Annotated in this window: 9 protein-coding genes and 1 pseudogene; 5 read left to right on the forward strand and 5 right to left on the reverse strand. The window is 65.4% G+C overall.

Going from position 1 to position 12,032, the window contains the following annotated elements; all coding sequences use genetic code 11:
* The 4 genes and pseudogenes from PALO_RS00800 (at nt 1) to PALO_RS00820 (ending at nt 4,639) form a co-directional block, all read left to right on the forward strand.
* Complete coding sequence (locus PALO_RS00800) at nt 1–462, forward strand: heat shock protein transcriptional repressor HspR (protein WP_015582049.1); 462 nt, start codon at nt 1–3, stop codon at nt 460–462.
* Between the two features lie 127 nt (nt 463–589).
* Nucleotides 590–1,450: an SGNH/GDSL hydrolase family protein gene (locus PALO_RS00805; RefSeq protein ID WP_015582050.1), complete on the forward strand. Its 861-nt coding sequence runs from the start codon at nt 590–592 to the stop codon at nt 1,448–1,450.
* Nucleotides 1,451–1,738: 288 nt separating this feature from the next.
* Nucleotides 1,739–2,782: pseudogene (locus PALO_RS00815) on the forward strand (zinc-binding dehydrogenase).
* A gap of 279 nt (nt 2,783–3,061) precedes the next feature.
* The gene (locus PALO_RS00820) at nt 3,062–4,639 is read left to right on the forward strand and encodes an aspartate:alanine exchanger family transporter (protein ID WP_015582051.1); all 1,578 of its coding nucleotides are present in this window, start codon (nt 3,062–3,064) and stop codon (nt 4,637–4,639) included.
* A 70-nt stretch (nt 4,640–4,709) separates the two neighbouring features.
* On the opposite strand, the gene PALO_RS00825 is transcribed toward PALO_RS00820, so the two are convergent.
* The gene (locus tag PALO_RS00825; protein WP_015582052.1) at nt 4,710–6,074 is read right to left on the reverse strand and encodes an amino acid permease; all 1,365 of its coding nucleotides are present in this window, start codon (nt 6,072–6,074) and stop codon (nt 4,710–4,712) included.
* 247 nt (nt 6,075–6,321) lie between these two features.
* Here PALO_RS00825 and PALO_RS00830 point away from each other — a divergent pair, with 247 nt between their 5' ends.
* Nucleotides 6,322–6,702: an NUDIX hydrolase gene (locus tag PALO_RS00830; protein WP_051048726.1), complete on the forward strand. Its 381-nt coding sequence runs from the start codon at nt 6,322–6,324 to the stop codon at nt 6,700–6,702.
* A gap of 27 nt (nt 6,703–6,729) precedes the next feature.
* Here the strand turns inward: PALO_RS00830 and PALO_RS00835 are convergent, their stop codons facing one another.
* The 4 genes from PALO_RS00835 to PALO_RS00850 all read right to left on the reverse strand — a co-directional run bounded on the left by PALO_RS00835 (nt 6,730) and on the right by PALO_RS00850 (nt 11,942).
* Nucleotides 6,730–9,147: an ABC transporter permease gene (locus PALO_RS00835; protein ID WP_015582054.1), complete on the reverse strand. Its 2,418-nt coding sequence runs from the start codon at nt 9,145–9,147 to the stop codon at nt 6,730–6,732.
* Nucleotides 9,144–9,881, reverse strand: a complete 738-nt coding sequence (locus PALO_RS00840; RefSeq protein WP_015582055.1) for an ABC transporter ATP-binding protein — start codon at nt 9,879–9,881, stop codon at nt 9,144–9,146. Before PALO_RS00840 ends, PALO_RS00835 begins: the two co-directional genes overlap by 4 nt.
* 155 nt (nt 9,882–10,036) lie before the next feature.
* Nucleotides 10,037–10,711 (reverse strand): response regulator, encoded by a 675-nt coding sequence (locus tag PALO_RS00845; protein ID WP_015582056.1) that lies wholly within the window; start codon nt 10,709–10,711, stop codon nt 10,037–10,039.
* On the reverse strand, nt 10,677–11,942 hold the full coding sequence (locus PALO_RS00850; RefSeq protein WP_015582057.1) for a sensor histidine kinase: 1,266 nt from the start codon (nt 11,940–11,942) through the stop codon (nt 10,677–10,679). Before PALO_RS00850 ends, PALO_RS00845 begins: the two co-directional genes overlap by 35 nt.
* Nucleotides 11,943–12,032 lie beyond the last annotated feature (90 nt).

Consider the following 12,032-nt stretch of genomic DNA (forward strand, 5'->3'; position numbering starts at 1 on the left):
ATGGCACGGAGCAGCAGGAAGCTGTCCGACGCCGTCGATCTGGCGGTGATCGACAAGGACGCCGCCATCTTCCCCATCTCGGTGGCCGCCGAGTTGGCCGGGATGCACCCGCAGACCCTGCGCACCTATGACCGGCTCGGGCTGGTCATCCCGGAGCGGACCCGTGGACGGGGTCGTCGGTACTCCATGCGTGATGTCGCCGCCCTGCGGATGGTTCAGCACCTGTCCCAGGAAGAGGGGATCAACCTCAACGGGATCAGGCGCATCCTCGAGATGGAGCGTCGTATCGAACAGTTGTCCGACCAGGTCGATCAGCTCACCGACACCGTGCGTGGAATGCAGGCTGCCAGGTTCCAGGGTAGTGAGGACGCGCGGGTGTTTACCGCCGAGTCCACCGGTCGGGTCCACATGGGTAGGACGGTCGTCCACGCCCAATTGGCATTGCCTGCGCACCGAGGCTGAGAGCCCTTGAGATGGTTGCGATCTCGCGCGGGCAGTCCATTCTGACCGCTGTGAATCCGCTGACAGCAGACCGAAATACCGCTGTGAGGGGGCAGACAACCCGTCATCGACGAGGCATGATGAGATCGTGAAGGGAATTCTCAGGATTCTCAGTGTCGTGATTGTCGCGGCCGTCGTGGTCGGGATTACCCTCGGATTGCGGCCTGTCAACCACGCAAATGGGTGGTCCTTTGACCGGCATCGTAAGCCGAGCGTGGCCACCTCCTCAGCCCCGGCGTCCTTTGTTGCGGGGCGGTCCGCTCCCGGACTGACGGGGCATGGCGGAACCCTCGGCACTGTCGGTCTTGGCGACTCCGTTCCGCAGGGAAGTGCGTGCCGCCAGTGCGTCACCTTCATCGAGCGGGTCGGCACAGACATGGCCCACCGAGCGAGCGTGCGAGCCTCCGTGGGTAACGAGTCGGTGTCGGGATACAAGACCACTGACGTCCTCACCCAGCTCGAGTCGCCTGGCACGAGGACCTTGCTCAAGAATGCTGATCTTGCCATCGTGACGATCGGGGCCAACGATTTCGACGTCGACAAGATCGTCGCCAGGTGTGCCCACGCCGATGCGTCATGCGTCGAGGGTGACGTCGATGCGGTGACCGGACGGGTGCGCACCATCCTGGAACGCATCAAGGCCGGGATGGCGACGCCCGATGCCACCGTCGTCGTCACCGGGTACTGGAATGTCGGGATGGACGGCAAGGTAGGGCGTGAACAGGGCAAGGACTACGCCCATGTCACCAACACGATCACCAAGGTGTTCAACTCCCAGGTCGAGGACATCGCTGATGAGGCCGGGGTCGTCTATGTCGATGTGCGCACTCCGTTCAAGGGCGCCGACGGCACGCGGGACGACACCGAACTTCTCGCCGAGGACGGTGACCATCCGTCGCAGAAGGGTCACGCCGTGCTGGCCAAGGCTGTGGAGGCCGAGCTGCCCTGACGGCGGTGTTCCGTGTCGTCGTGGTGTGCGTCGGGACGAACCTGCGGCCGAGGTTGCCGATCAATACCGGGTTCGTCCATGCCGAGGTGGCACTGAAGGGCCTTGCCCCCCAGATCGCCAAGACCGAGCATGCAGAGGGGGAAGGGGCATCCCTTGCCGTCATCTCCTGTCAGTGTGAGACAACCCACATCTCACCCCGATCTTTGGGTGCTGGATCGTCCTATTCGTATTACCCTGAATAACAAGTAGCGTCGGCACCGAGGTCGACGCGCTGACAAGGGATCAAAGATGACAGAAACCATGCTTGCCGAACGTTTCCACGCTGCGGATCGGTCCATCACCCTCGAGGACATCCCGATCCCGCACCCGGGGGCCCGGTGAGGTGCTCATCAAGGTCGCATACTGCGGTATTTGCCACTCCGACCTGAGCCTCATCAGCGGCGCCTTCCCGGCCAGTCGTCCCGTTGTGACCCAGGGCCATGAGGCCTCCGGCACCATCGTCGAGCTCGGCGCCGGCGTCACCGGGTGGAAGGAGGGTGACCGCGTCATCCCGTCCGCTGGTCGTCCCTGCCTCAAGTGCCGCAAGTGTCGTCGTGGTGCCTTCACAGACTGCCTGAGCCTGAACCTGATGGCCTTCGCCTACGATGGCGCATGGGCCGAGTACCACGTCGCCCAGGCCTCCGGAATGACGAAGATCCCGGACAACGTCCCGATGGACCAGGCCGCCCTTCTCGCTGATGCCGTCTCCACCCCCTACGCCGCTGTCGTCCGTACTGGCAAGGTGCACATGGGCAACGCCGTCGCCGTCTGGGGAGTCGGTGGTGTCGGGACCCACCTCGTCCAGCTCGCCAAGCTGGCCGGTGGCGTCCCGTCATCGCCATTGACCTCAACGACGCAGTCCTCGAGCGCGCCAAGCGACTCGGTGCCGATCACACCCTGCGCAGCGACGACCCTGAGCTCATGCAGAAGATCGAGGACATCACCAACGGCCGCATGATCGACGTCGCCTTCGACGCCGTCGGCATCAAGCCCACCCTGCGCGCTTGCGTCGACTCCCTCGACGTCGACGGCAAGGCGGTCTCCGTCGGTCTCTCCTCCCAGGACATCGACGCCGGCCCGTTCCTGGACTTCAACCTGCACCGCAAACAGGTTCTCGGCCACCTTGGTTACAAGTCCCAGGACATCGCCATGCTGGCCGAGATGCTGTCGTACCACCGCCTCGACCTCTCGGAGTCGATCTCCAAGGTCATTCCGCTGTCGGAGGTCAAGAGCGGCATTGAGGAGCTGGAGTCCCATCAGGGCAACCCGATCCGTATCCTCGTCAAGCCCTGACGCCGTCCAGTCCTGAGGCAAGGTCCTCGGACACAACTCAACGCACACGTTCAGCGCACAGGCTCGACACACACTGGGTGCCGTCGCGATTCGTCTCGTCGGCACTCGTACGTATGAGACCACGGACGTTGCCGTGCGAGCCTGCAACGCCACGGGCGTGATCGTCTCTGTCCGAGCGGGGTCCTACAATCCAAGGATTGAACCCCGGACCTCCCGGGACTGCTGCGACGACGCATCCCGCCGTCGGGGCGGGAACGCCGGCACGACGTCAGGAGTTTCATGACAGTACTGACCGACTTTCTCGCCACGCATCAACTGCTGACGATCCTCATCGTCCTGGCTTCTGGTGCCCTGCTGGGCCAGATCAAGTTCGGCCCACTGAGATTCGGTGCTGCTGGTGCCCTCTTCATGGGGCTCGTCGTGGGTGCCCTCGACCCACGTTTCGGCCAGGACCTGGGCATGATCAAGGGCTTCGGCGTCGTGCTGTTCTGTTACACCGTCGGCCTGGCTGCTGGATCGACCTTCCTGTCCGACCTCAAACGTCAGTGGAGCCTCATGTTCGCCGGCATCGTCGGGCTTGCCGCCATGGCAGCCGCCGGGCTCGGGTTGGGACGATTGTTCGGACTGAGCCCGGCCCACGTCGCCGGCCTGTACGCCGGTGTCCTCACCTCACCGGCCATCGACGCCGCATCGACGGCCACCCACGGCGCCGGGGACACCCTCGTTGGCTATGCGTTGTCGTATCCGGTCGGCGTTGTCGTCGGGCTCGTCATGGTCGCCCTCGTCGCCAAGCGGCACTGGCCGGCCACCAAGGACAACACCTCCATGGCCGAGGCCGGGCTGACTTCGGTGTCAACGGTCGTCGATCGCGAGACCTCCATTCGCGAGACCCCAGGTTTCAACGACGACCAGATCCGGATGTCCTACCTGCTGCGCGACGGCGAGATGCGGCTGGCCACCCCGGACGACGACCTCCATGTCGGCGACCAGGTTCTCGTCGTCGGCAACCCTGACGACGTCAACCGTGCCGTCGAGCACTTGGGCCACGTCTCTGATCGCGCCCTCACCGACGAGCGCCACGAGATTGACTTCCGCCGCTTCCTGGTGTCCAACCCTGCCCTGGTCGGGCACACCCTCGGCAGCATCGATGTGCGCGGCCGTACCAGTGGCAAGGTGACTCGGGTGCGTCGTGGCGACCTCGACATGTTGGCCCGCGATGACATCGTCCTGCAGCCGGGCGACCGCGTGCTGTGCGTGGTGCCGGCGAATCGTCTGTCCGACGCCGCCGACCTCTTCGGTGACTCCGAGGCCCGCGTCTCCCAGGTCGACGCCCTGTCCCTGGGGCTCGGCGCCGCCCTTGGTCTGCTGCTCGGGGCTCTCATGGTGGCCCTGCCCGGCGGCTTGCGCTTCGAGCTGGGAACCGCAGCCGGACCGCTCGTCATGGGTATGATCCTGGGGTCGGTGCATCGTACGGGTCCATTGCGGTGGCAGCTGCCACACGCCACCAACGCGATTCTGCGTCAGCTCGGTCTCATGATTTTCCTGGCCTGCGTCGGGCTGGCGTCCGGTCCCGCCTTCCTGTCCCAGGCCGCCAGCTGGACCGGTCTGGCAGTCATCGGCGTCTCAGCCGTCACCTTGGTCCTCGGTGGAGTGATCGTCATTGCTGCGGCCTGGTTCATGAAACTGTCGGCCCAGCGCGCCACCGGTGCCTTCGCCGGTTTCGTGGGCCAGCCGGCCATCCTCAGCTACGCCAACTCCTTGGTCAACGACGAGCGCATCGAGTCGGCCTACGGTGCCCTCTTCGCGCTGGGAACCATCGTCAAGATCCTCCTGGTGCAGGTCATCGTCCTGGTGTGAGTTCTTCCGGAACGGGGGCCGGTCGGTTGTGCAACCGTCCGGCCCCCGTCATGTCGGTGAGGGGACCTGATCAGCCCCGTGACTGATTGCGGCGACGAGACAGCCACCACCCCAGAGTCAGGACGGCCAGCCAGATCGGGCCGATCGCCACGGCGATCCGGAAGGGCGGCATGATCAGCATGACGACGACCATGAGCACCAGGAAGGCGATGACGATCCAGTTGGTCACCGGTGCTCCCGGCATCTGGAACTTGAGGTTTGCGCGGGTCTCGGGGGCCAGACGACGACGGAAGAGCATCTGGGTGATGATGATCGTCGCCCAGTTGATGATGGCGGAGATCGTGGCGATCGACATGATGTACATGAACGCCTGTTCCGGCAGCAGCCCGACGACGACCACCGCGATGGCCGTCACCGCGCTGGAGACCAGCACACCGACCCACGGGGAGCCGGCCCTGTTGACCTTGCCGAGAACCTTGGGGGCGTCACCCTGGTGGGCCAAGGCGTGCAGCATCCGACCGTTGGCGTAGAGGCCGGAGTTGTACGCCGACATCGCTGCGGTGAGCACGACGAGATTGAGAATGGCGGCCGCTCCCGGGATGCCGACGAGGTCGAAGATCTGGACGAAGGGGCTGGCGGTGCCGTCGATCTTGGTCCACGGGACGATGGCCAGCATGACGACGAGGGCGCCGACGTAGAAGATCAGGATCCGCCCGACGACCCGGTTGATGGCCTTCGGGATGGAACACTGCGGGTCCTCGGCCTCGCCTGCGGTGATGCCGATGAGTTCGGTGCCGCCGAAGGAGAACATGACGATGATGATGCCGGCGAGCATCCCGGTGACGCCGTAGGGCATGAACCCGCCGTTGCGCCACATGTTGCTGAATCCGGTCGCCGGGGTGGGGGGAGATCCGAGGAGGATGATCCACAGCCCCAGGATGATCATCGCGACGATGGCGACGACCTTGATGATGGCGAACCAGAACTCCACCTCGCCGTAGGCGCGCACGTGGAGCAGGTTGACAGTGGTCACGATGACGAGGAGAACCGCCGCTGACAGCCAGCGGGGCACGGCCGGGAACCAGTAGTTGACGTAGATTCCGACCACCGAGAGCTCCGCCATCGACACGAAGATGTAGTTGAACCAGTAGTTCCAGCCGGAGATGAAGCCGGGCAGGTCCCCCCACCATCGGTGCGCGTACTCACTGAAGGCGCCCGACGTCGGGTGGTGGACGCTCATCTCGCCGAGGGCACGCATAATGAGGTAGATCACCGCGCCCCCCACCAGGTAACTGATGACGATGGCCGGGCCAGCGGCGGAGATCGAGTCGGCAGCTCCATAGAACAGACCGGTTCCGATGGCGCCACCCAGGGCGATGAGCTGGATGTGTCGGTTTCTCAGACTGCGGTGCAGTTGCTGATCAGGTTCGGTCACGCCGGTGAGTTTAGGGGCGGGTCCGAGAAGGAGGCGGCGGTGATCGAGGGGTGAGCGTTCGTGCAGGCGAGAGGTCACGACGACGCCGAGGTGCCGATACTTGCCGGTCACCCCACGGAGCTGCCAGAAAATCGAGATGAAAACGTGTACATGCCTGATCCGGGCCACTTCTTGGCAGCTCCGTGGGGTGGTCCCGGAGTATCGATACCCTGACCAGGTGATCTTCAACCTCTCCGCCGTGTGCCTGATGCGAGGGCGAACCTGTCTCAACGTCCGAAAACGGGGAGCCGGTCACGTCATCCTTCCCGGTGGCAAGATCGAGCCCGGCGAGACCCCTCTCGAGGCCGCCATCAGGGAGGCCCGGGAGGAGACCTGTCTGGTCCTCGATCCCGCAGACCTCACCCACCTGGGAACCTTCGACGCCCCTGCCGCTAACGGTGACGCCGACGGCATTCGCTGCGCGGTTTATGTGTGTGACTGGCAGGACTCCTGGCCCGAGCCCGTCCCCGACTCCGAGATCGTCGAGTACGAGTGGACCGACCTCGACCACTGCCACGATGACGCGAGACAGGCCCCGCTGCTGCTCGGCCGGGTCATCCCGGCCCTGCAACAGCGAGGCCTGCTGTGAACCTCACGGTGTCGCCAGCCCTTGAGCTCACTCCTCAGCCAGGGCGACGGCGGGCTTGATCTTCGCTCCCCGGCGACCGGGGATCACGGAGGCCAGCCATCCGGCCAGCACCGAGACGACGGCCACCACGAGCATCTGAACCCACGGCACGGACGCCTGAACGGTCATGATCGAGCTGAAGAGGGCGTGGGATCCGGCGATGCCGTATCCGATACCCAGCGCGATACCGAGGATTGCCGCAATGCCCGAGAGGATGAGCGCCTCCGTGCCGAACATCGACCGCACCTGTTTCCGCGTCAGTCCGAGGGCGCGCAGCAACCCGATCTCGCGGGTGCGCTCCACCACCGACAGGCCAAGGGTGTTTGCGACGCCGACCATTGCGATGATGACCGAAATCACCAGCAGACCGACGACCATGCCGAGCAGGATGTTGATCACCTTGTCCATCTGGGCCTTCTGATCAGCGGTCGAGGCGACCGTCACTCCCTGGTGGGCCGACATGGACTTGGACAGGGCCTGGGTGGTCTTGGACTGATCGGTGCCGTCCTTGTAGCGGACCTGCAGCTGGGTGGGTTCGGCCTTCGGAGCCAGCTTGGTCATGACGTCCTGGGTGACGACGATGCCCTGCGTGTCCTGACCATGTCCGACCAGGGTCAGGTTGACCTTGTTGCCATTGACGGTGACGGTGATCTTGTCGCCGTCAGAGGCACCTGGCACGGAGCCCACGGCGTGGGTGCTGTCGAGCCCCTTGGTGGCGGAATCGTTGCGAACGACCTGGGAGAACTCCGATGAGACGCCCTGGATGGTGGTCTGCTTGGCATCCCCGCCGCCCTCAATGGTTCCGGTGGCTGTCGTCACAGTAGCGACCTTGGCGACTCCGTCGGTCTTCCTGGCGTCCTGAATGGTCGCCTTGTCGAGCGGACCCTGGGCTCGCACGGTGGCGTCGACGGGGAAGTGACCGTTCATGACCTTGTCGATGGAGGCCCGTCCGGTGGCAGCTCCCGTCGCGACGGTGGTGATGAGGGTGACGCCGATGAGCAGGGCAGACGTCGTCGTGGCGGTACGGCGCGGGTTGCGCTGAGTGTTCTCGACAGCCAACTCCCCCGGAACCCCGCCGAGATGGGCTGAGCCGACGGCTCGGCTCAGCCCGCCGATGAGGACGGGAGCCAGCACCAGCACGCCGGCAAAACTGACGAATCCACCGGCCACCCCGCACAGCACGGCGACATTGGTCTCCATGTCAGCGGTCGCGGAGACGACGACGAGGGCGGCACCGGCGATGAAGAGCAGGGCACCGAGCATGATGCGGACCCGACCGATCCTGCGGGTGGGCGTCTCGGTCATGGGCTGCAGAGCAGCGACCGGGGCGACCTTGGTGGCGCGACGTGCCGGTGATAGGGCGGCCAAGGTCGTCACGACGATTCCGACAATGAGTGGGATGATGCATGACATCACGGTGACGCTGACCGAAGCGTCGACCGGGGAGCCCGCAGCCTTGAGCCCCATGAGCATGAGCTGGGTGACGCCAATACCAAGAGCCGTTCCGACGGCCGATCCGATGAGGCCGGCGGTGAGGGCCTCGCCCACCACCGAGCGACGCACCTGCTTGCGGGTGGCACCGATACAGCGGGCCAAGGCCAGGGTGCGGGTGCGTTGGGCGACGAGGATGGTGAAGGTGTTGACGATCACCATCGCTGCGACGGCCAGGGCGATGACGGCGAAGGCACCCATGAAGGTCGTCATGGCCGCGAATCCGTCGGAGGCGTGCTCGGCCTGGTGGGCTCGCTCGTCGTCTGCGGTACGGACGGTGGCGGTACTGCCGACGGCCTTGGAGGCATCCTTGACGACCTCGGAGGCTGGGCGGTCGGAATTGACGTACAGGACGTCGGCACCTTCCTGACCACTGATGCCGGCCAGGGTGGCGGCAGGCAGGTAGATCTCCGGAGAGGTCGGGGTGCTCGTGGTCCGAGCATTCGGATTGAGCACGCCCACCACGGTCAGGTTGGTGGACTTCAGCTTCTTCTGAGACATGTCACTGACCGTGATCCGGGAGCCGACCGCGGCCTTGTTGTCCGCAGTGCTCTGGTTGACGGCGACTTCGTTCGGCCCCGTCGGGGCGCGTCCCTCGACCATGTCGGGGTGGGCTGGTACGAGGTGGCCGGAGACATAGGCGGACTGCCCGTTGTCGGTGCGCTGCAGGAAGACGTTGCGGGTGGCCTCGACCGAGGTCACGCCATCGACCTTGGCGACCTTGTCAACGGTGGTCTGGGCAATGGTCTTGTCCTTGCCAGTCACGACTACGGCGGCATCCCCGACGGCTGCCGCCTGGGTCCGCAACGTGGAAGCCTTGATCGAATCCATCAACATCAGGGTGCTGGCCATGAAGGCCACCCCGATGATGACGGCGATCATCGTGGGAATGAGACGACGACGTTCATGAATCATGCCAACACCTCCTGCCCACGAGTGGTGGAAACCTGGCCGTCAGCGACGGTGACGATGTCGTCGGCCCTGGCGGCGGCGTCGCGGTCGTGGGTGACCATGACGACGCTCTGGCCGAGGTCGTCGACGCAGTGGCGCAGGAAGTCGAGCAGGTCGTCGCTGGCCTCCGAATCGAGGGCGCCGGTGGGCTCGTCGGCGACGATGACGTCCGGACGGGTCACCAGGGCACGGGCGACGGCAACGCGCTGCTGCTGGCCGCCCGACAGCTCCGACGGCTTGTGGCGAAGGCGTTCGGTGAGGCCGAGCATCCCGGTGATGTGGTCGAACCACTCCTTGTCGACCTTGCGGTGGGACAGCCTCAGCGGCAGCATGATGTTGTCGGTGGCCGTCAGCGTCGGCATGAGGTTGAAGGACTGGAACACGAATCCGACGTGGTCGCGACGCAGCCGGGTGAGGGCGTCGTCGTCGAGGTGAGTGATCTCGGTGTCGCCGATCCACACCCGTCCAGAGGTGGGGGAGTCCAGACCCGTCATGCAGTGCAGCAGGGTCGACTTGCCCGAACCCGACGCCCCCATGATGGCGGTGAAGCGCCCGGCCGGGATGTCGAGGGTCACGGAGCGCAGCGCCCGCACAAGGGTGGCTCCCGAACCGTAGGTCTTGGTGAGGTCAAGGGTGCGGACCGCGCTGGGGACGGTCGTCGAGGATGCGGTCGGCGCGGCCGGCGCTGAGGCAGACATGAGAACTCCTGTGTCGAGGTGCAACAACGCCTTTGACGCTATGGGCGTTGTCCCTCGTCACACATCAGTCCCGGGAACGGTTCCTGCTCTCCTACTGCAGGAGGATCCAGCTCGTCGGCGGAAGGACCGGGCTGAGGGCCCTCATGTCCGAAAGGTCAGCGACCGGGTCGAACCAGTCCGGCGTCGTAGGCAGTGATGACCATGGAGACCCGGTCACGCAGGCTGAGTTTGGACAGGATGTGCCCGATGTGGGTCTTGACGGTCGTCTCGGCCAAGTAGAGCCGCTCGGCGATCTCGGCGTTCGTCAGCCCTTCGCCGACGCAGGTGAGCACCTCGCGCTCCCGGTCGGACAAGGAGTCTATGAGCTTGGGGTCGGTCATTGTCGGCGCGCCCTCCCCTTGACGAGGGATGAAGCGTTCGATGAGACGCCGGGTGGCCGACGGGGCGACGACCGAGTCGCCGTCACGAACCGCTCGGATGGCGGCCAGCAGTTCCGTCGGTCCGGCGTCCTTGAGCATGAATCCGGACGCTCCGGCGCGCAGGGCAGCATGGACGTACTCGTCAAGGTCGAAGGTCGTCAGGACGAGGATCCTGGCCTCAGGGTGGGCGACCATGATCTTCTCGGTGGCGCCCAGGCCGTCGAGGATGGGCATCCGGATGTCCATGAGGACGACGTCGGGGGACAGCTCATCGACGAGGGTGACGGCTTCGGCGCCGGTGTTGGCCTCCCCGACGACGGTCATGTCGGGCTGGGCGTCGAGGACCAGGCGGAATCCGGCACGAACCATCTGCTGGTCATCGGCCAGGAGGAGTCGGATCGGGTCGGTCATGGCATGGTCCTCCGGGGCTCGGACTGACGATTACTGATGATTGATGGGTGGGGATGACGCCGTGGACTCGGAACCCGTGGTCCGGGCGACTTCCCACCTCAAGAGTGCCACCCCAAGCGGACATACGTTCGCGCATCCCCACCAGGCCATGCCCTGCCCCGTCGGCCCGCTCGATGCCAGTTACTCCGGCTCCTCGCCCGTCGTCGAGGATCTCCAGGGTGACGTTGCCGGGGTGATGGCTGACGATGACCTGGGCGGTGGCGGCAGGACCGCCGTGCTTGAGGACGTTGGTGAGGGCTTCCTGGACGACGCGGTAACAGGCCAGCTGGGCGCCCTGGGAGAGGGGTTCGTGGCATTCCGGGTCGCCCTCGACCCTGAGGTCGATGGACAGCGCTCCCTTCATCTCCTCGACCAGACGAGGAATGTCGTCAAGGCCCTGGGTGGGGGCGAGTTCGGGGGCGGAGTCGTCGTCGCGCAGCACCCCGACGAGACGACGGGTCTCGTCGAGGGCGTGACGGGCGGTCGTGGCGATCGTGTCGAGTGCCTGGGCGCTGGCCGCCAGACGGGTCTCGGCGTCGCCGACCTCCTCGTGGTGGGCGAGGTAGGAGCCACCGTCGGCCTGCACCACGATGACCGACAGGGAGTGGGCGACGATGTCGTGCATGTCCCGGGCGATCTTGGCGCGTTCCTCCTGAGTGGCAAGACGGATGCCCTGGTCGCGTTCGCGTTCCAGATCGATGGCGCGTTGGCGCAACGCCTCCATGGTCTGGCGACGACCCCGAGCCGCACTTCCGGCGAACCAGGATGCCAGACAACATGCCATGCACCCGATCGCGATGATGCCGGAGCGCAGCAGCTTCGTATGCGTGTTCAGATCGGACCTGGGGTCGAATCCCCAACTCACCGCGGCGGCGATCGGGGCGACGAAGCACAGTGCGAGCCAGAAGCTGCGCCGTGGTCTCTCGGTCTTCAGCGAGAGTTGGTACAGGATGATGGGTACCAGAACGTTCTGCGGCCACGGGCCGGTCGTCATCGCAAGCTGGACGAGGTGTGAGCCGACCAGTACTGCCGCCGTGATCTCCGGCCTGGTGCGGGCCCACACCCAGGAGGCTGCAACCGCGAGGACCAGCACGAGCATCCATATTTCATGGGCAGTGACATGGTCTTGCTGAGCCCAGGACATCACGGTGACCACAACGACGACGAAGACGAACACCGAGTCGAGGATCATGGGGTGCGCGCGCAACCACCGATAGCCACGACGCAGACGTCCCGGGGGACGACGTGTGGGGACGGAAGTGCTGCTCACCGTTCTGACCCT

Source organism: Cutibacterium avidum 44067 (genome assembly GCF_000367205.1).
In the GTDB taxonomy this organism is placed as follows: Bacteria; Actinomycetota; Actinomycetes; order Propionibacteriales; family Propionibacteriaceae; genus Cutibacterium; species Cutibacterium avidum.

Bases quoted from the DNA above. Each gene is read 5' to 3' on its own strand.
- PALO_RS00800 (WP_015582049.1), top strand. From the start codon at position 1: ATGGCACGGAGCAGCAGGAAGCTGTCCGACGCCGTCGATCTGGCGGTG.
- PALO_RS00820 (WP_015582051.1), top strand. From the start codon at position 3,062: ATGACAGTACTGACCGACTTTCTCGCCACGCATCAACTGCTGACGATC.
- PALO_RS00830 (WP_051048726.1), top strand. From the start codon at position 6,322: ATGCGAGGGCGAACCTGTCTCAACGTCCGAAAACGGGGAGCCGGTCAC.
- PALO_RS00835 (WP_015582054.1), bottom strand. From the start codon at position 9,147: ATGATTCATGAACGTCGTCGTCTCATTCCCACGATGATCGCCGTCATC.
- PALO_RS00840 (WP_015582055.1), bottom strand. From the start codon at position 9,881: ATGTCTGCCTCAGCGCCGGCCGCGCCGACCGCATCCTCGACGACCGTC.
- PALO_RS00845 (WP_015582056.1), bottom strand. From the start codon at position 10,711: ATGACCGACCCGATCCGACTCCTCCTGGCCGATGACCAGCAGATGGTT.
- PALO_RS00850 (WP_015582057.1), bottom strand. From the start codon at position 11,942: ATGATCCTCGACTCGGTGTTCGTCTTCGTCGTCGTTGTGGTCACCGTG.